The organism is Pseudomonas fluorescens (assembly GCF_040448305.1).
GTDB classification, from domain to species: domain Bacteria; phylum Pseudomonadota; class Gammaproteobacteria; order Pseudomonadales; family Pseudomonadaceae; genus Aquipseudomonas; species Aquipseudomonas fluorescens_BH.
On the sequence record NZ_CP148752.1, the window covers coordinates 5,156,718 to 5,174,735 of the forward strand.

An 18,018-nucleotide genomic window follows, 5' to 3' on the forward strand; every position below is an offset into this window, starting at 1 on the left:
GCTCAACCGAGCATGACCGACCAGTCTCCGACAAAGCGTCTGGTCTGCGGCTCGCGGATCGGGATGAGATTACTGCTTGAACTCGAAATCCAGTGCCGCGCCTTCGACCTCGTGGCGCTCTTCATTTCGCAGTTGCAGCTGCATTTCATTGCTGAGCAGGCGGCCGTTGAGCTGGAACGGACTGCTGCCGCTTTTGTCACCGAACATCTGGGGTAACAACGGTTCGCGCCTGGTCAACGGCACCGTTCCGACAGGCTTCAGCTCCTGAACCATGTCCCGGGGCAAACTCAAGTCCAGATTGGCAGATGGAAGCTCAGTCTTTGCCACTTCGCTGGCCGGTTTCGATTTGGCGGCAATGGGCGCACGCTTTTTCACGGGCGCAGCCTGCTTACTGGCCGCCGAGGCTTTTTTCGCAGGTGCGGTTTCTATCGGTGCGACTTGGAAACTGCCGGTAGTCTGATCCTGCTCGGTAGCCGCCATGACGGATGCCGGCTGAATACTCGCAAACAGGCAGAGCAAAAGCCAGGCGGCAGGAAAAGTCGGTTTCATGTATCCCACGGTGGGTGCAAACGGCAGAGATGCATATGCTCGCCTGTTGCGGCCCACATGACAAGCGCAGCAGCAGCCAGTTACAAACCGCTAGCCATCTCCTGGCAGAGTTGGGTGGCCAGCATGCCCAGGGTCATCAAAGCGCGCTCGGCTTCACGGTTCCACGGGATGCCGCAGTTGAGCCGGATGCAGTGATTGAATTGCTCGGTGTTACTGAAGATCAGTCCCGGCGCAATACTGATGCCCTGCTGCAATGCCCGCACATGCAACTCTTGCGTGTTGACCCGCCCCGGCAGACTGACCCACAGAATGAAGCCGCCGGTAGGCCGGGTCATCTGCGTGCCTTCCGGGAAATACTGCTGCACGGCCAGCTGGAAGGCACTGAGGTTTTTCCGGTATTCCTGACGGATGAAGCGCAAATGCCGGTCGTACCCGCCATTTTCCAGGTAAGCGGCAATGCCCATTTGGGTCACGCTGCACGCGGAATGCGTACTGAAGGTCTGCAAGCGCTGGATTTCCTGCTGATACTTGCCGGCAATCATCCAGCCGATCCGCACGCCAGGCGACAGGGTTTTAGAGAAGCTCGAGCAATAGATCACCCGATCCAGCCGATCGTAGGCCTTTAGGGACTTGGTGCGCCCCTGCTCGAACATCAGCTCACCGTAGATATCGTCTTCGACAACCTGGATATCGAAGTCCGACGCCAGGCGCAGCAATTGTTTCTGCCGCTCCTCCGGCATGGTACCGCCCAATGGATTGCTCAGACGGGTGGTCAGCACCAACGCCTTGATCGACCATTGGTTGGCCGCCAGCTGCAGGGCTTCCAGGCTCATGCCCGTGGCGGGATCGCTGGGGATCTCGATGACCTTGAGGCCCAACAGATCGGCCAGTTGCAGCAAACCGTAATAGGTCGGCGATTCGGCCGCGATCAGATCGCCCGGACGGGTCAGCACACGCAAGGACATCTGCAGCGCATCGACGCAACCGTGGGTGATCACCACTTCCGACGGATCGACCACCACGCCGGCATCGCGCATGCGGATCGCCACCTGTCGGCGCAACGGCTCGAAACCGGGGCTGAACATGTAGCTGAAGGCCCGCGGGCTATGGAAACGGGTGACCTTGGCCAATTGCTGATGCAGTGCCCGCACCGGCAAATAGTCGACACTCGGCACCGCAGCGCCCAGCGGGAACACACCTTCACGACGGGATTCGACCAGGACTTGCTGAATGATGCTGCTGCGGGTGACCAGACCGGGGCGTTCGACCCGGGCGATGTCCGGCGTCGGCGCGGTGAGTGCCGGCGTCTGGTGCACGTAGTAACCCGACTGCGGCCGGGCGCGGATCAGCCCCTGATCCTCGAGATTGGCATACGCCTGCAACACCGTCGCATGGCTGACATTGAGCTGCGAGCTCATCTTGCGTACCGAAGGCACGCGCTCTCCCGGCTGATAGACCCCACGGCGGATGTCTTCGGCCAGTTGTTGAGCAATACGTTGATAGAGCAAAAGGTTGGTCATGACGCAGCACTCGATTTCACGGGCATTTTATTCTTGTGTGAAACAATACCGGAACAGTTTAGAAGTGTACGGGGACAGTTGCCACAATAGTCGACCGTACAGTGCAGTGTCAGCAAAATCTGTACTGTTTTGTGCGGTAATCGGCAGGCGTAAAAAAACCCGGCGCTGCATGGCAGGCCGGGCTTTCCAGCGACGCAACCCTTAGCGGGCAGCGCCGAGCTGGCCCTTTTCGTCGGAAAACACAATTTCCACCCGACGATTCTGCGCCCGGCCCCGTTCCGACGCATTCGCGTCCACCGGGTACTCGTCGCCATAACCCTCGACCTGGATGCGCTTGTCGTCGATCCCCAGGTCCATCAGCACGTCAGCCACCGATTGTGCGCGGTCGCGGGACAGCTTGAGGTTTTCCTGCTTGCCCCCGGTACTGTCCGTATAACCCTCGATCCGTACCACACGCTTGGGGTTGAGTTGCAGGAACTGCACGATCTTCAACACCACACGGTTGGCCGACGGCTTCAATTCCGCTTCGCCCGTGTCGAACAACATGTCGCCCAAGGTCATCACCAGACCACGGTCGGTCTGGCTGGTGGTCAATGCCAGGATCTGCTCCTCGAGCCATTTGCCTTGCTGCTGCACGCTGAACAGTTTGGATTCACGCAGTGCCAGTTGCAGACGCTGCCGTTCCAGTTCGAGCTTCGCCGCCTGCTCTTCGTTGAGCACCTGATTGGTGTGTTCCCGGGCAATGGCGCTATAGCGCTGGCTCAGGTAGGCGTAATGCACCACGTCCGAACCGCTGCCCCAATAGCTGGACAGGCGATCGGCACGGGCCAGGGATTCACCGGCGCGAATCACGTCCTTGGGGGCGATTCGCAGCACATTGGAGTCTTCCTTGACCTTCTGAAAGTCGGCACCGGCTTGCTGCAATGCAGTCTCGCTGTGCTGGCTGACGCAGCCAAAGAGGCTCGCGCAGCCGGCCAGGATCAAACCGCCGAGGGCTTTGCTCTTGAGGCTCATTCGGCATCTCCCAGTTGCTTGCGCAGGCGGGCGATGCGGGTGTTGAGCACGTTCAACTGCTCCTCGCTCTTGGCCGTCAACACCTTGGCTTCAGCCAGACGCGCATCAAGTTCGGCCTGTTCGGCCCGCATGCGGGCGTTTTTGAAGGATTGATCGGTCATGTTGCCCTTGGCGCGGTTGAACTTGTCTTCGGCCAGTTTCATTTCCGGCACATCGTCGGCGGTGGCGCCCACGGCCTTGGCCTGTTCGAGTGCCTGTTCGGTCAGGCGAATCTGTTCATTCGGCGCAGGATCGGTTGCACAACCCGCCAGGGCGGCAAAGGCCACGGCAGCGAAAAGAGGTCGAATACTCACTAAATATCCCTACTGTTTTGGGGTACTGACGGGTTGTTGCGAGGGTTGCAGCGGTTGTGAGCGTTGTGCCTTCCAGCGCTCGATATTGCGCATCAGCACGGCTTCCGTCAGTCCGGACGCGGGCAATTCTGTCATCTTTTTGGCCAACTGTCCGCGCAACCACGGATCGTTGCAGGCCGAGTCATGGGAAATCGCCAGGTACAGGCCAGGCTTGTCGATCGGTTGCGAGCGCGCGATCAGATCAGCGGCCATGCCCAGTGTCTGAGCAGTCGCCATGCCCGAGTAACGTCCTGCCAGTACAAACTCGACCTCGCCCAACAGCAGTTTCTGAAAGGCCTGGGTCAGGTTGGACGTGCGCGTGAGGGTTAGCTGCTGTCCGGCAAACGTGCTGAATTGCGCGGTCAATCGGGCCTTTTCCGACACGGCACCGGGATGGCCGTGCAGGTCCTGCGCTTCGTTGTAGACCAGCGTCGAGTCCTTGCGAGTCCAGACCAGATAGTCGTTTTCCAGCAAGGGTGGATGGATGTAGTCCAGGGTTTCCAGTTCGCTGACGGTCAACGTCGCGTCCGCCAGCATGTCCATGCGCCCGCTGCGCACTTCGTCCAGGGCCTGGGCGCGTTTGCCGGCATAAAGCAGTTCGACCTTGAGCCCCAACTCCCCCGCCACTTGCTGCAGCAAATCGGCGCTGGCACCGATCAGGTGCTTGGGGTTCTGCGGGTCTTGCCACAGGTACGGTGGCGCGTCCGGGCTGCCGGTGACCACCAGGCGCTCGCATTTGCCTGCGGCGACAGACAGCGTCGGCAATAACGCCAATCCCAGTAAGCTCCACGCACAGCGCAGATCCATGGCAATACACTCCCGTTGAGTCCGTTTATATCTCTGTAGGAGCGAGCCTGCTCGCGATGGTCTCAAATGCACCGCGTCTATCCAGGATTCCCGCGTCATCGTTAACGTCCATCGCGAGCAGGCTCGCTCCTACAGGAGAAAAAGGACAAAAAAAAGCCCGACCAAAAGGCCGGGCTCTTTATAAGTGAAGCAGCCGGATTAGACCAGCTTCTCGAACTCAGGGATGGCTTCGAACAAGTCCGCCACCAGGCCGTAATCGGCCACCTGGAAGATCGGCGCTTCTTCGTCCTTGTTGATCGCAACGATCACTTTGGAGTCTTTCATGCCGGCCAGGTGCTGGATCGCGCCGGAGATACCGACGGCGATGTATAGCTGTGGAGCAACGATCTTGCCGGTCTGACCGACCTGCATGTCGTTCGGAACAAAACCTGCGTCGACCGCGGCGCGCGATGCTCCGACGGCAGCGCCCAGCTTGTCGGCCAGGGCGTACAGGTGTTTGAAGTTGTCGCCGTTCTGCATGCCGCGGCCGCCGGAAACGACGATCTTGGCAGCGGTCAGTTCCGGACGATCGGATTTGGCCAGCTCTTCGCCAACGAAGCTGGAGATGCCAGCGTCGTGGGCAGCAGCAACGGCTTCAACGACAGCGGAACCACCTTCAGCTGCAACCGGGTCGAAACCGGTGGCACGCACGGTGATCACTTTCACTGCAGCGTTCGACTGAACGGTAGCGATGGCGTTACCGGCATAGATCGGACGCTTGAAGGTGTCAGCGCTTTCTACCGAGATGATCTCGGAGATCTGGTCAACGTCCAGTGCAGCGGCAACGCGCGGCAGGATGTTTTTGCCGTTGGAAGTGGCGGCAGCCAGGATGTGGCTGTAGCCCTTGCCCAACTCTGCAACCAGAGGAGCGACGTTTTCTGGCAGTTGGTGCGCATAGGCAGCGTTGTCAGCTACCAATACTTTGCTCACGCCAGCGATTTTCGCAGCGGCTTCAGCCACGGCACCAACGCCCTGGCCAGCGACCAGAACATGGATGTCGCCGCCGATTTTGACAGCAGCGGCCACGGTGTTCAGCGTGGCCGGGGCCACTGCTTTGCCGTCGTGTTCAGCGATTACCAAGATAGTCATGATTAGATTACCTTCGCTTCGTTTTTCAGTTTCTCGACCAGTTCAGCCACCGACTTGACCTTGATACCCGCGCTGCGTGCAGCCGGCGCTTCGACTTTCAGGGTCTTGTTGGTGGAGGCGGTGGAAACGCCCAAAGCGTCCGGAGTCAGCACTTCGAGAGGCTTCTTCTTGGCTTTCATGATGTTTGGCAGAGACGCGTAGCGCGGCTCGTTCAAACGCAGGTCGGTGGTGACGATAGCCGGCAGTTTCAGGGAAACCGTCTGCGCGCCGCCGTCGACTTCACGGGTGACAGCAACGCTGTCGCCGTTGATTTCGACTTTGGACGCGAACGTGCCCTGACCGTAACCGCTCAATGCAGCGAGCATCTGGCCAGTCTGGTTGTTGTCGCTGTCGATGGCCTGTTTGCCAAGGATCACCAGCTGAGGCTGTTCCTTGTCGACAACAGCTTTCAACAGTTTGGCAACAGCCAGGGAAGTCAGGTCTTCGGCGGACTCGACGAGGATGGCGCGGTCGGCACCCAGAGCCAGCGCGGTGCGCAGTTGCTCTTGAGCGGTGGACGGGCCTACGGAGACGACGACGATTTCAGTCGCAACACCCTTCTCTTTCAGGCGTACGGCTTCTTCCACGGCGATTTCGCAGAACGGGTTCATCGACATCTTGACGTTGGCAAGATCGACGCCGGAATTGTCCGCCTTGACGCGAACCTTGACGTTGTAATCCACAACGCGTTTGACAGCTACAAGAACCTTCATGGATTCCTCGTTACAGTCCGGTGAAAAGAAAGTCGCCTAGGCGAACCTGGCGGTTGATGCTCATCGGGCGCAAGGGCACCTCCAAAAACGCCGGCAAAAGTGTCAAGTGACCATCGCTCATGATCTGGATGACCGTTCGTCAGTGGTGACTGACGAGTCATTCAACATCGCGGCGTGTAAACTGCGTATCAAACCCGCGCAGCGCATCACTCTCTACTGCCATCGCCCTGTCTTTAGAGGTGCTCTTGAAACCAACAGTCAGCCTACGGCGAGCGCAAAACCGCCCGTATCTTGACCGGAACGCCTATTCCGGTCAATACGCCAAAATGGCCGTTCATAAGGCGCGTGACTTTGATTTCTCTGGCTTTGAGCCAATTCAAACAAACGTTTGTATTGGACGCTGAGAGTGGTGTAGATATAATGCGCCACCCAAAGAGAAAGGTGGTCAATCGATTGCCCGCTCCCGGCGCTGTGCTGGGATTCATGGATGCGACACCCGACTTCCAAATTAGAAAAAAAACTGTTGAGCCTTGAGTAGGAGATAGCCTGTGGAACGCGAATACATGGAATTCGACGTGGTCATCGTCGGTGCCGGCCCCGCTGGTCTTTCCGCCGCCTGCCGCTTGAAGCAGAAGGCCGCCGAAGCTGGTAAGGAAATCAGCGTCTGCGTGGTCGAAAAAGGCTCCGAAGTCGGTGCTCACATCCTGTCCGGTGCCGTGTTCGAACCACGCGCCCTGAACGAACTGTTCCCGAACTGGAAAGAACTCGGCGCGCCGCTGAACACGCCTGTGACCCGCGACGACATCTTCGTGCTCAAGAACGCTGAAAGCGCGCAGAAAATTCCAGACTTCTTTGTGCCCAAGACCATGCACAACGAAGGCAACTACATCATTTCCCTGGGCAACCTGTGCCGCTGGCTGGCCCAGCAGGCCGAGAACCTGGGCGTGGAAATCTACCCGGGCTTCGCCGCTCAGGAAGCGCTGATCGACGAAAACGGCGTGGTTCGCGGGATCATCACCGGCGACCTCGGCGTCGACCGCGAAGGTAACCCGAAGGAAGGCCTGTACACCCCTGGCATGGAACTGCGTGGCAAGTACACGCTGTTCGCCGAAGGTTGCCGTGGCCACATTGGCAAGCAGCTGATCAAGCGCTTCAACCTGGACACTGACGCTGATGCCCAGCACTACGGCATCGGCCTGAAAGAAATCTGGGAAGTCGATCCGGCCAAGCACCAGCCTGGCCTGGTGGTGCACACCGCCGGTTGGCCGATGGACATCATGGGCACCGAGAACACCGGTGGCTCGTTCCTCTATCACCTGGAAAACAACCAGGTCGTGGTTGGCCTGATCGTCGACCTGTCCTACAGCAACACCTACCTGTCGCCGTTCGACGAGTTCCAGCGCCTCAAGCATCACCCGGTGCTTGCTCAGTACCTGGAAGGCGGCAAGCGCATCAGCTACGGCGCACGTGCCATCTGCAAGGGCGGCCTGAACTCGCTGCCGAAAATGGTGTTCAAGGGCGGCGCGCTGATCGGTTGCGACCTCGGCACCCTGAACTTCGCCAAGATCAAAGGCAGCCACACTGCGATGAAGTCCGGCATGCTCGCCGCTGAATCCGTGGCCGAGGCGCTGTTCGCCGAGAAGGATGGCACCGAAGAGCTGACCACTTACGTCGACGCGTTCAAGAACAGCTGGCTCTACGAAGAACTGTTCGCCAGCCGCAACTTCGGCCCGGCGATCCACAAGTTCGGCGCCATCGTCGGTGGTGGTTTCAACTGGCTGGACCAGAACATCTTCGGCGGCAAACTGCCGTTCACCCTGCACGACACCAAACCGGATTACGCTTGCCTCAAGCTCGCGGCCGACTGCAAGAAGATCGACTACCCGAAACCGGACGGCAAGATCAGCTTCGACAAATTGAGCTCGGTGTTCATCTCTGGTACCAACCACGAAGAAGAACAGCCGTGTCACCTGAAGCTGGCCGATGCAAGCATCCCGATCAGCAAGAACCTGCCGCTGTACGATGAGCCGGCACAGCGTTACTGCCCGGCCGGCGTGTATGAAGTGATCACCAAGGAAGACGGCGAGAAGCGCTTCCAGATCAACGCCCAGAACTGTGTTCACTGCAAGACCTGCGACATCAAGGATCCTGCTCAGAACATCACCTGGGTGGCACCGGAAGGCGCTGGCGGCCCGACTTACCCGAACATGTAAGCCGAACCGCGAACATCAAGGCTCCCGAAACGGGGGCCTTTTTGTTGCGTGCGATTCAAGCCCACGCCACAAGACCACTGTGGGAGCGAGCCTGCTCGCGAAGACGGCCTGAAATCCAACATCGATGTTGACTAACATACCGCATTCGCGAGCAGGCTCGCTCCCACAGGGTTTCCTTACGGGATCAGGCTGCGCGCTCGTCGCCAGGATTACGCTCAAAGTACCGCTTGTACTCGCGACTGAACTGCGACGTGCTCTGATACCCCACCCGATGCGCCACCTGCGCCACCCCCAGCCCCTCCCCCACCAACAACTGCTGCGCCCTGAGCAGACGCAATCGCTTCAGATACTGCACCGGCGACAACAAGGTGCTGCGCTTGAAATGCTCGTGAAAGGTCGACGCACTCATGTTCGCGCAACTGGCCAGGGTCTCGACGTTCAGCGGTTCGGCAAAATGCGCATGCAGATGGCTGAGGGATGCCGCGATCCGGGCGAACTGCCCCTGCTGCTCCACCAGCGCCCGCAACACATCGGCTTGTGGACCGCGCAATGCGACGAACAGCAATTCGCGCAAACGCGCTTGCCCCATGATCTGGCATTCCAGCGGATCGTGCAGGCAACGCAACAGTCGCTCGACACAACCGCGCATCGCATCATCGAGCACTGCCGAGGTCATGGACTCAGGCGTTTGCGCCGGAATATGCCGCCCCGGTGCCAGGCCCATCGCCAACACCAACTCGCCCAGCATCACCCGGTCGATCGCAACCGACACCCCAAGCATCGGCCCGTCCGGCGCGGCAAAGGTTTCACACTCGAACGGCACCGGCAGCGCCTGAATCAGGTAGTGCCCTGCGCCATATTCCAGGGTGCGCGGCCCCAGGTACGCCAGTTTGCTGCCCTGGGCGATGATCACCAGGCTCGGCTCATAGATCTGCGGCCCTCGGGCCACGTCGCAACTGGCCCGCAAAACCTGCACACCCGGCAACGCGGTCGGGACGAACCCGTCGCGAGTGGACAGCGGCTCGATCAGCGAAACCAGGGTGGCATTGGCATCAAGGTGACGGGTCAACAGCATCGGGGCACTTCACATAAAAAATCACGGAAAAAGGGACGAAAGCATCATCGCAGATCCGCTGGCCAATGCGACGGCTCACACCCGCATGCCGGAGGAATAGGCATGACACCCGGAGGAATCGCCATGGCCGGTACAGGGTTCGGCGCCCAGAATGCGCCACCTCACCCGTCAGCGCTTTTGCGAGGTTCACCATGTACACCGCCATCGGATACGCCGCCCAGTCGGCCACCACTCCCCTCGCCCCCGTGAAATTCGAACGCCGCAGCCCAGGGCCCGACGACGTTGCCATCGAGATTCTCTACTGCGGCGTCTGCCATTCCGACATCCATCAGGCCCGCAACGAGTGGGGCATTGCCGTTTACCCGCTGATGCCTGGCCACGAAATCGTAGGCAAGGTGACCGTCGTCGGTGCAAATGTCACCCAACACAAAGTCGGCGATCTGGTCGGTGTCGGCTGCATGGTTGACTCGTGCCGCAGCTGCGAAGCTTGCCAGGCCAACCTGGAGCAATACTGCCTCGAAGGCCCGACCCTGACTTACGCCACCCCGGACCGGGTCGATGGCAGCAACACCATGGGCGGTTACTCCGACAGCATCGTGGTCAGTGAGCACTTCGTGGTGCGCATTCCCAAGTCACTCGACCCGGCCAGCGCCGCGCCGATCCTGTGCGCCGGCATCACCACCTACTCACCGCTCAAGCACTACGGCGTGAAGGCCGGTGACAAGGTCGGGATTCTCGGCATGGGCGGCCTGGGCCACATGGGCATCAAGTTCGCCAAGGCCATGGGCGCGGAAGTAACGCTGTTCACCCGTTCTGCAAGCAAGGCGGAAGAGGCTCGCAGCCAGGGTGCGGACCATGTGATCGTGTCCACCGATGACGCGCAGATGCAGGCCGCCGCCGGTCGCTTCGACTTCCTGCTCGACACCATTCCGGTGCAGCACGACCTCAACCCTTACCTCGATACGCTGCGTTTCGACGGCGTGCATATCCTGGTGGGCTTGATCGAACCGGTGGAGCCACCGGTGCATGCCGCCAAACTGGTGTTGGGGCGTCGCGTGCTCGCCGGCTCGCTGATCGGCGGCATCGCCGAAACCCAGGAAGTGCTGGATTTCTGCGCCGAACACAACATCACCTGCGACATCGAGATGCTCGACATCCGCCAGATCAACGAGGCTTACGCCCGCATGATCGCCGGTGACGTGAAGTACCGCTTCGTCATCGACATGGCGACCCTCAAGGTTTAAACCTTAAGGCCCAGCTCCGCCGACAGCCGGGCCGTGACCCCTTTGATCAGGGGAATCAGCTCGGCCATTTTTTCCAGCGGCATGTAAGGCACGGTACTGGCGATGCTGATACCGGCGACGATGCGTTTGCTGGCATCGCGGATCGGCGCCGCCACGCAGCGGATCGACGGTTCGTTGTCTTCCAGGTCGAAGGCATAACCGCCGGCCACGTACTCGACCATGCGCTGCTCGAACTGCTCCCAGGATTGCTCCGGGTGCTGCGGCCAGAACTGGTTTTTCCCACCCACCGGCAGGCTGACTTCGTACAGGCGCTGCCACTCCTGCGGCGAATCATCGAGCATCAGCGCCTTGCCGATCCCGGTGCGCGCCAACGGCATGCGATGGCCGACCCGCGAACGCATTTCCGGGCCATTGCGCCCCGGATTCTTGTGCAGGTACAGCACTTCGTCGCCTTCACGGATCGCCAGGTGAATGGTGTCGCCGGTCAACGCCGACAACTCATCCAGATACGGCCCGGCCAGGGTCACCAATGGCAACTCTTCTCGGGCCTGAAAGCCCAGTTCGATCAGCTTCGGCCCCAACAGATAACCCACTTGCGGCACCACCCGCAGATAACGCTCGTCCACCAGGCAACTGGCCAGGCGATGGGTGGTGCTGCGCGTGGTGCCAATCAGCCGGGCGATTTCCTTGAGATCGCGGGCGCCGCTGGCCACGGCATGAACCACACCCAGACCGCGAAGCAGGGTCTGGGTGCCGGTCGGCGCGGCGTCCTTGGCGATTTTTGGGGCGTCTTCCTGCATATCCAGCCTTTACCGTTGAGCGAGTGAACGGGCGGCATTATGGTCGCCCGCGTGCCACGACTACAACTTGATACGCTCGACCTTGCCCACCAGCAAGATGTAGGACAGTGCACCGATCAACGCCAGCACCGAGATGTAGGTGATCGCCGGGGCAAAGGAATCACCCGTTGCGAGAAAGCCGATCACAATAGGCGTGGCAATCGCCGACAGGTTGCCGATGAAGTTGAACACCCCGCCGGTCAGCCCGAGCAAGCGCGCCGGAGCCAAGGTCGACACCAGCGACCAGGTAATCGAAGCCAGGCCATTGCCGAAGAATGCCAGCGCGAGAAAGGCAATCACCAACGGCGTCGACTCGACGAAGTTGGCGCCGATGATCGAGGTGGAAATCAGCAGTCCGCTGATGATCGGCAACTTGCGGGCGAAACCTACCGTATAGCCGCGACGGATCAAAAAGTCCGAGAAGAAACCGGAACACAGTACGCCGACAAAGGCCGCGAGAAACGGCAGCGACGCCAGCAGGCCGGACTTGATGAAGTCCATGCCGCGGTATTTCACCAAGTAGGTCGGAAACCAGGTGAGGAAGAACCACAGGGTCGAGTTGAGGCAGAACTGCCCGAGGTAGATGCCCCAGAGTTTGCGCTTGGTCAGGACTATCCCCAGGTCGGTCCAGCTGAATTTGGCTTTGACCTTGGCCTGTTCGGCCTGGATATCCACCAGCCCGCCGCCCTCGCGGATCAGATCAATCTCTGCGTCATTGGCGCCTTTGAAATCCCGCGGCTCGCGATACACCGCGTACCAGATCACCGCCCACACAATGCCCACCGCGCCGGTGGAGACGAACACCATGTGCCAGCCGAATTCGTGCTGCAGCCAGGCCAGCACCGGCGTCAGGAAGGCCAGGCCGACGAACTGCCCGGAGGTGTAGAAACCGATGGCCGTGGCGCGCTCGCGCTCGGGAAACCAGGTGGTGACCACGCGGCTGTTGATCGGGTACGCCGGTGCTTCCAAGGCACCGACTGCCATGCGCAACACGAACAGCGCGATGAAGCTGCCGGCGAAGCCGAGCATCACCGTGGCCACCGACCACAGCAGCAAGGCGACGCTGTACAGAATCCGTGGCGGCACGCGGTCCACCAGCCAGCCGCCGGGGATCTGCATGGCGGCGTAGGTCCAGCCGAATGCGGAGAAGATCAGGCCGACATGGATCGGGTCGATGCCCAGGTCACTGGTCAATGCCGGGGCGGCAATCGACAGGTTGCTGCGGTCCAGGTAGTTGATCACCACGGTGATGAACAACAGCACCATGATGAAAAAACGCTTGCGGCTGGGCGTCACCAACGACGCCTGCCCGGTGAGGGTTTGCGGTTGCATGGGGGTGCCTCTTCTTATGGTTATTGAGGTCGATGTGAAATGCAGATCTCCGGAGTCATGGAGATCAAACTGTGGGAGCCAGCCTGCTGGCGATAGCGGAGTGTCAGCCACCATAAATGCTGGATGTGCCGACCAAATCGCCAGCAGGCTGGCTCCCACAGGGGCTTGTGGTGAGTCAGGAAGCACTCACCACTCGGCAAAACTGCCATCGGCATGGCGCCAGATCGGGTTGCGCCAGCGGTGGCCGATGGCGGCGCGTTCGATCACGTATTCCTCGTTGATCTCGATGCCCAGGCCCGGGCCGTTCGGGATCTTCACGAAGCCTTTGTCGTAGTCGAATACCCGTGGGTCTTTGACGTAGTCGAGCAGGTCGTTGCTCTCGTTGTAATGGATGCCCAGGCTCTGTTCCTGGATGAATGCGTTGTAGCAGGCGGCGTCCAGTTGCAGGCAGGCCGCCAGGGCAATCGGGCCCAGCGGGCAATGCAGCGCCAGCGCGACGTCGTAGGCTTCGGCCATGTTGGCGATCTTGCGGGTTTCGGTGATGCCGCCGGCGTGGGACGCATCCGGCTGGATGATGTCGACATAACCTTCGCTGAGCACGCGCTTGAAATCCCAGCGCGAGAACAACCGCTCGCCCAGGGCGATCGGCGTACTGGTCAGCGGCGCCAGCTCTTTGAGCGCTTCGTAGTTTTCACTGAGCACCGGTTCTTCGATGAACATCAGCTTGTACGGATCAAGCTCCTTCATCAGCACCTTGGCCATGGGCTTGTGCACCCGACCATGGAAGTCCACGCCTATGCCGACGTTCGGGCCGACGGCATCGCGCACGGCAGCGACGTTGGCCAGGGCCTGGTCGACCTTGTCGAAAGTGTCGAGGAATTGCAGCTCTTCGGTGCCATTCATTTTCACCGCGGTGAAGCCACGCTCGACTGCTTCTTTCGCCGCCCGCGCGGTGTCCGCCGGACGGTCGCCGCCGATCCACGAATACACGCGGATCTTGTCCCGCACCTGCCCACCCAGCAGATCGCTGACCGATACGCCCAGCGCCTTGCCCTTGATGTCCCACAGGGCCTGGTCGATACCGGCCAGGGCGCTCATGTGGATCGCGCCGCCACGGTAGAAGCCGCCGCGATAGAGCACGGTCCAGATGTCTTCGATGTTGCGTGGGTCCTTGCCGATCAGGTAGTCGGACAACTCTTCAACGGCAGCGGCAACGGTGTGGGCGCGGCCTTCGACCACGGGCTCACCCCAACCGGTCACGCCCTCGTCGGTTTCGACCTTGAGGAAGCACCAGCGCGGCGGAACGATGAAGGTGGTCAGTTTGGTGATTTTCATCTTTTGGCTCTCTTATTAGATGCAGCGCGCTCGGCGCTCAAAGAAGTCTTAGCGAAGGGCTTTCCAGGCAGCGACGTAGGCCTTGGCATTGGCCGCCACTTGCGCAGGCGTCATGCCCGGTTTGAACAGGCCGGAACCGAGGCCGAAACCTTTGACGCCGGCGTCGATGAACGACTGCATGTTGTCCGGCGTGATCCCGCCGACCGGCGCCAGAAGGGTTCCGGCCGGCAATACGGCGAGCCAGGCTTTGACGACTGCCGGGCTCATCTGCTCGGCCGGGAACAGCTTCAGCACATCCGCGCCTTCAGCCAGTGCCGCGAAGGCTTCGGTCGGCGTGGCGACACCCGGCGACAGGTACAGCCCCGCCGCTTTCGCCGCGCGCAAGACCTTCGGATCGCTATGGGGCATGACGATCACCTGGCCACCCGCGGCTTTCACTTGCTCGACCTGCTCCGGCGTCAACACCGTGCCGGCACCGATCAGGCAATCGGCGGGCAAGGTACTGCGCAGGATGCGGATACTTTCGTACGGCTCAGGGGAATTGAGCGGCACTTCGATGACGCGAAATCCGGCGGCGTACAGGACTTCGCCGATGGCCGCCGCTTCCTGCGGGCGCAGGCCACGCAGGATCGCGATCAGGCCGTTTTGCGCCAGGGCTTGTTTGAGCATGTCAGGACTCCAGTCAGGTTTAACGGGATGCGGTGCACGTGACCAGGCCGGCAGCTAGTGCCAGTTGCCACAATCCGCGTTCGGTGGCCTGTTCGGCCAGGGTCACCCGGGCAAAACCGCAGGCGTCGAGCGCGCGGCTGTAGCGGGCACAGAGTTGGGTGTTGCCGATGAGGATGATCGAAGGCAGATGCACGCTGTTGCGCCGGCGCCGCTGAACGCTGGCCAGGGCCGACAGTTCATGGCCAATCAGCAGGCCTGACAGATAATCCGCTTGCGCCGCAGTGCTCAGTTCACCGGTCAGCCCGAGACTGCGGGCGCTGAACATCGTCGACAGCGGACCGATTTCACCGTCCGCCGACAACGCGACCTTCACGCCGCGATCAAACGCATCGCCATCGAAAGACCCGCCACATTGTTGGGTGCGTCCGAGAATGCTGTGTTGACTGAGCACAGCGAAGACTTCGCCGGTCATGAAAGTATCGAAATGCATGATGCAGCCATCGGCCACTTCCACCCATTTCGAATGGCTGCCCGGCAGGCCGATCAGCAGATCAGCGCCCGCCTCGCTCGCCAGGTTTTGCAGCACACCGAGCACCTGGGTTTCTTCACCGCGCATCACATTCGGCAAAGGCGAACGCTCGATGACGCCGGGCACGATGTGCACATCGACGCCGCGCAGGCTGCGCACGGTTTGCAAGGAAGTACCGAGCGTGGCGACGTTCGCCGGCGTATCGCGGTAGGCCGCTTCGCACCAGCCCTGGGCGCTGCCGACCATGCCGCAGGCAATCACCGGCAAATCCGGCTGGGCATCGAGCCAGTCGCCGCAAGCCTCATCGAATGCCAGTTCGAAACCATTGGCGCATTCCCGGCCGCCAATGATTCGCGGCGCTTTCGGCAGCTGCATGATCCCCGACGACAGCGAACGCTGTTCGAGCACTTGGCCGCCTTCAGCCAGCTTGTAAGCACGTAATGAGGTTGTCCCCCAGTCGAGCGCGATCAATTGCGCCTGCATCGCTTCACCTGTTTTGGTTTTTGGCAGTGAGTGAGCGCGACTATAAACCCTGACGCCTTGAAATCTCAATATATAAATATCAATCCCACATTATGAGACAAAACAAAAAAAGATCGCAGCCTTCGGCAGCTCCTACAGGAAACGCGAATTCCTGCGTAGGAGCTGCCGAAGGCTGCGATCTTTTAAAAGCGATTAGTTACCCGAAGCAAAATCCCGCAACACCGCCCCATCCATCCGATAGCGCACCCACTCCTCCTGCGGCTGCGCCCCCAGGGATTTGTAGAAGTCGATGGCCGGCGTATTCCACTCCAGCACGCTCCACTCAAACCGCCCGCAATCATTGGCGCAAGCGATTTTCGCCAGATGCCGCAACAGGGTCTTGCCCGCACCACCGCCGCGCTGTTCCGGGGTGATGTAGAGGTCTTCGAGGTACAGGCAATTGCTGCCAAGCCAGGTGGAATAGCTGAAGAAGAACACCGCGAAACCGATGGGTGCCCCGTCGCGCAGGCAGATCAGGCCATGGGCGGTGGCGCCTTCACTGAACAGGCTGCGCTCGATATCGGCAACGCTGGCGATGACTTCATGGCGGGCACGTTCGTAGTCGGCCAGTTCAGTGATGAACGCGAGGATTTGCGGTGCGTCACTGGGGGTCGCCGGGCGGATTTCGATCGTCATGGACGTGCCTTGTCAAAAGTGGAAAACGCCATACTAAGTCGGCGCGGTACTTGTGGCGAGGGGCTCCCTCGCCACAAAAGCTGATCCGCCGCAAAGTGTCTGGAAGCGTCACTCCGGCCAACACTAACCCTGGAATCGATAACCTCGGACCTAACATTCGGTCACTGCGTGGTTAGATAGCCGCGCAGCTCATTTAGCCGGTCAAGGAACCGCGTCATGTCTACCGCAACACCTCCAGTTTCAAGCAAGCTGTTCGGCCTGTTCTGCCTCGCCAGTTACCTGTTGTCGTTGTCCTACGGTTCGACGTTTTTGCTCTCATTGCTGATTGGTTCTCGCGGCGGTAACGAACACGACGCCGGGAGTGTGATTTCGGCGGCGATGCTCAGCACCTTTGCGGCGGTGATTGTTTCCGGGCATTTGTCCGACTTGCTCGGCGCCGCCCGCTCAGTGGCGCTGTTCGGTGTATTGCTGGTCGCGGCCAGCCTGGGCTTCGCCCTGACCCCGGGCTTCGGTCACCTGCTGCTGTTTTTCGGGCTGCTGCTGGGCTTGGGCTGGGGCGTGTTCTACACCCTGGGGCCAATCATCGTGGCAAGCCTGGTGACACCCGCACAGCGCGCCAAATACTTCGCCCTGCTGTCAGGCAGCATGATGACCGGGATCGGCAGCGGCCCGTTGCTCGGCCGCGCGGCGAGTGCGCTCGGCTACCCGGTGACCGCGGCGTTTTACCTGGCGGCACTGGCCAGCCTGATCGGCGTATTGCTGTTCTGGCGCCTGGATCGACAATTGAAACAGGCGCCCGCGCAATCTGGCAGCGTGTCGCGGATTTCCTGGCGCGCAGCGGCTCAGGTGCTGTCCTCCAGGGCCGTATTCCCGATCATTATGGTCGGCCTTGGCGGTTGTGTGTTCGGTGGTCTGTCGAGCTTTCAAACCAGTTACGCGGCGGCGCACTCACTCGACTATTCGCTGTTCTTCCTCGGCTTCATGAGCGCGGCGATCAGCGGCCGCATGCTGGTTGCCGGTTTCGTGGTCAAGCGCGATCCGTTCCGTGCATCGTGCGTGCTTTCGGGGTTGATGCTGGCCTCGATCGTGATGTTCGGTTTTGTCGTCGACAGCAGCTTCAGCTACGTGCTCGCGGCGGTGATGCTCGGGATCGGTTACGGCCTGACCTACTCGGTGATCAACGGCCTGGCCGCCAACGAAGCGCCGAACGGCAGCACCGCGCAATCCTTGCTGCTGTTCAGTCTGTCGTACTTCATCGGCGTATTCGGCTTTCCATTGCTGGCCGGGAAAATCATCGTCGAGCAAGGTATGCCCACGCTGTTGCTCACGGTGCTGGCAGTTGCCTCGCTCAACTGGCTGATCACCGTGGGCCGGTTGATCTGGCGTAGAGCCACAGCGATCAGGGCACTGGAGCAGGCCTGAGCCATTCGTCGCCAACACTGCACCCATCCGGATCGAGGGC

General features: G+C 60.6%; 17 protein-coding genes. 3 read left to right on the forward strand and 14 right to left on the reverse strand.

The window, feature by feature from the left end; all coding sequences use genetic code 11:
• Nucleotides 1–69: 69 nt before the first annotated feature.
• From WHX55_RS23305 to WHX55_RS23335, 7 genes are all read right to left on the reverse strand, one after another.
• Nucleotides 70–549 (reverse strand): translation initiation factor 2, encoded by a 480-nt coding sequence (locus tag WHX55_RS23305; protein WP_150758264.1) that lies wholly within the window; start codon nucleotides 547–549, stop codon nucleotides 70–72.
• An 80-nt stretch (nucleotides 550–629) separates the two neighbouring features.
• Complete coding sequence (locus tag WHX55_RS23310; protein ID WP_150726214.1) at nucleotides 630–2,069, reverse strand: PLP-dependent aminotransferase family protein; 1,440 nt, start codon at nucleotides 2,067–2,069, stop codon at nucleotides 630–632.
• Between the two features lie 201 nt (nucleotides 2,070–2,270).
• Nucleotides 2,271–3,083, reverse strand: a complete 813-nt coding sequence (locus WHX55_RS23315; RefSeq protein WP_150758265.1) for an OmpA family protein — start codon at nucleotides 3,081–3,083, stop codon at nucleotides 2,271–2,273.
• A complete protein-coding gene (locus tag WHX55_RS23320) occupies nucleotides 3,080–3,436 on the reverse strand; it encodes a DUF4398 domain-containing protein (protein ID WP_150726212.1) in 357 nt (118 codons plus the stop codon). The genes WHX55_RS23315 and WHX55_RS23320 overlap by 4 nt, the downstream gene beginning before the upstream one ends.
• A gap of 9 nt (nucleotides 3,437–3,445) precedes the next feature.
• The gene (locus WHX55_RS23325) at nucleotides 3,446–4,282 is read right to left on the reverse strand and encodes a transporter substrate-binding domain-containing protein (protein WP_353741402.1); all 837 of its coding nucleotides are present in this window, start codon (nucleotides 4,280–4,282) and stop codon (nucleotides 3,446–3,448) included.
• A gap of 198 nt (nucleotides 4,283–4,480) precedes the next feature.
• Nucleotides 4,481–5,410, reverse strand: coding sequence for an FAD-binding protein (locus tag WHX55_RS23330; RefSeq protein WP_353741403.1), 930 nt, complete (start codon nucleotides 5,408–5,410; stop codon nucleotides 4,481–4,483).
• Between the two features lie 2 nt (nucleotides 5,411–5,412).
• Complete coding sequence (locus tag WHX55_RS23335; protein WP_150726209.1) at nucleotides 5,413–6,162, reverse strand: electron transfer flavoprotein subunit beta/FixA family protein; 750 nt, start codon at nucleotides 6,160–6,162, stop codon at nucleotides 5,413–5,415.
• Between the two features lie 548 nt (nucleotides 6,163–6,710).
• Here WHX55_RS23335 and WHX55_RS23340 point away from each other — a divergent pair.
• Nucleotides 6,711–8,375, forward strand: a complete 1,665-nt coding sequence (locus tag WHX55_RS23340) for an electron transfer flavoprotein-ubiquinone oxidoreductase (RefSeq protein WP_150758268.1) — start codon at nucleotides 6,711–6,713, stop codon at nucleotides 8,373–8,375.
• Between the two features lie 184 nt (nucleotides 8,376–8,559).
• On the opposite strand, the gene WHX55_RS23345 is transcribed toward WHX55_RS23340, so the two are convergent.
• The gene (locus WHX55_RS23345; protein ID WP_150726208.1) at nucleotides 8,560–9,450 is read right to left on the reverse strand and encodes an AraC family transcriptional regulator; all 891 of its coding nucleotides are present in this window, start codon (nucleotides 9,448–9,450) and stop codon (nucleotides 8,560–8,562) included.
• A 191-nt stretch (nucleotides 9,451–9,641) separates the two neighbouring features.
• On the opposite strand from WHX55_RS23345, the gene WHX55_RS23350 reads away from it, so the two are divergent.
• Complete coding sequence (locus WHX55_RS23350) at nucleotides 9,642–10,694, forward strand: NAD(P)-dependent alcohol dehydrogenase (RefSeq protein ID WP_150758269.1); 1,053 nt, start codon at nucleotides 9,642–9,644, stop codon at nucleotides 10,692–10,694.
• Here the strand turns inward: WHX55_RS23350 and WHX55_RS23355 are convergent.
• From WHX55_RS23355 to WHX55_RS23380, 6 genes are all read right to left on the reverse strand, one after another.
• Nucleotides 10,691–11,494 carry an IclR family transcriptional regulator gene (locus WHX55_RS23355; RefSeq protein WP_056727198.1) on the reverse strand — a complete coding sequence of 268 codons (804 nt, stop codon included), beginning with the start codon at nucleotides 11,492–11,494 and terminating at the stop codon, nucleotides 10,691–10,693. The two genes, WHX55_RS23350 and WHX55_RS23355, sit on opposite strands and share 4 nt — an antisense overlap.
• Nucleotides 11,495–11,554: 60 nt before the next feature.
• Nucleotides 11,555–12,865, reverse strand: a complete 1,311-nt coding sequence (locus WHX55_RS23360) for an MFS transporter (protein WP_150758270.1) — start codon at nucleotides 12,863–12,865, stop codon at nucleotides 11,555–11,557.
• 186 nt (nucleotides 12,866–13,051) lie between these two features.
• Nucleotides 13,052–14,200 carry a galactonate dehydratase gene (gene dgoD / locus WHX55_RS23365; protein WP_008047041.1) on the reverse strand — a complete coding sequence of 383 codons (1,149 nt, stop codon included), beginning with the start codon at nucleotides 14,198–14,200 and terminating at the stop codon, nucleotides 13,052–13,054.
• A gap of 48 nt (nucleotides 14,201–14,248) precedes the next feature.
• A complete protein-coding gene (locus WHX55_RS23370) occupies nucleotides 14,249–14,869 on the reverse strand; it encodes a 2-dehydro-3-deoxy-6-phosphogalactonate aldolase (protein ID WP_353741404.1) in 621 nt (206 codons plus the stop codon).
• A 19-nt stretch (nucleotides 14,870–14,888) separates the two neighbouring features.
• A complete protein-coding gene (locus tag WHX55_RS23375; RefSeq protein WP_353741405.1) occupies nucleotides 14,889–15,881 on the reverse strand; it encodes a 2-dehydro-3-deoxygalactonokinase in 993 nt (330 codons plus the stop codon).
• A 192-nt stretch (nucleotides 15,882–16,073) separates the two neighbouring features.
• Nucleotides 16,074–16,556 (reverse strand): GNAT family N-acetyltransferase, encoded by a 483-nt coding sequence (locus tag WHX55_RS23380; RefSeq protein ID WP_150726203.1) that lies wholly within the window; start codon nucleotides 16,554–16,556, stop codon nucleotides 16,074–16,076.
• A gap of 216 nt (nucleotides 16,557–16,772) precedes the next feature.
• On the opposite strand from WHX55_RS23380, the gene WHX55_RS23385 reads away from it, so the two are divergent.
• A complete protein-coding gene (locus WHX55_RS23385) occupies nucleotides 16,773–17,978 on the forward strand; it encodes an MFS transporter (RefSeq protein ID WP_353741406.1) in 1,206 nt (401 codons plus the stop codon).
• The last annotated feature ends 40 nt before the right edge of the window (nucleotides 17,979–18,018 follow it).

Bases quoted from the DNA above. Each gene is read 5' to 3' on its own strand.
- WHX55_RS23350 (WP_150758269.1), top strand. From the start codon at position 9,642: ATGTACACCGCCATCGGATACGCCGCCCAGTCGGCCACCACTCCCCTC.
- WHX55_RS23360 (WP_150758270.1), bottom strand. From the start codon at position 12,865: ATGCAACCGCAAACCCTCACCGGGCAGGCGTCGTTGGTGACGCCCAGC.
- WHX55_RS23305 (WP_150758264.1), bottom strand. From the start codon at position 549: ATGAAACCGACTTTTCCTGCCGCCTGGCTTTTGCTCTGCCTGTTTGCG.
- WHX55_RS23385 (WP_353741406.1), top strand. From the start codon at position 16,773: ATGTCTACCGCAACACCTCCAGTTTCAAGCAAGCTGTTCGGCCTGTTC.
- WHX55_RS23335 (WP_150726209.1), bottom strand. From the start codon at position 6,162: ATGAAGGTTCTTGTAGCTGTCAAACGCGTTGTGGATTACAACGTCAAG.
- WHX55_RS23310 (WP_150726214.1), bottom strand. From the start codon at position 2,069: ATGACCAACCTTTTGCTCTATCAACGTATTGCTCAACAACTGGCCGAA.
- WHX55_RS23330 (WP_353741403.1), bottom strand. From the start codon at position 5,410: ATGACTATCTTGGTAATCGCTGAACACGACGGCAAAGCAGTGGCCCCG.
- dgoD (WP_008047041.1), bottom strand. From the start codon at position 14,200: ATGAAAATCACCAAACTGACCACCTTCATCGTTCCGCCGCGCTGGTGC.
- WHX55_RS23315 (WP_150758265.1), bottom strand. From the start codon at position 3,083: ATGAGCCTCAAGAGCAAAGCCCTCGGCGGTTTGATCCTGGCCGGCTGC.
- WHX55_RS23375 (WP_353741405.1), bottom strand. From the start codon at position 15,881: ATGCAGGCGCAATTGATCGCGCTCGACTGGGGGACAACCTCATTACGT.
- WHX55_RS23325 (WP_353741402.1), bottom strand. From the start codon at position 4,282: ATGGATCTGCGCTGTGCGTGGAGCTTACTGGGATTGGCGTTATTGCCG.
- WHX55_RS23380 (WP_150726203.1), bottom strand. From the start codon at position 16,556: ATGACGATCGAAATCCGCCCGGCGACCCCCAGTGACGCACCGCAAATC.
- WHX55_RS23345 (WP_150726208.1), bottom strand. From the start codon at position 9,450: ATGCTGTTGACCCGTCACCTTGATGCCAATGCCACCCTGGTTTCGCTG.
- WHX55_RS23370 (WP_353741404.1), bottom strand. From the start codon at position 14,869: ATGCTCAAACAAGCCCTGGCGCAAAACGGCCTGATCGCGATCCTGCGT.
- WHX55_RS23355 (WP_056727198.1), bottom strand. From the start codon at position 11,494: ATGCAGGAAGACGCCCCAAAAATCGCCAAGGACGCCGCGCCGACCGGC.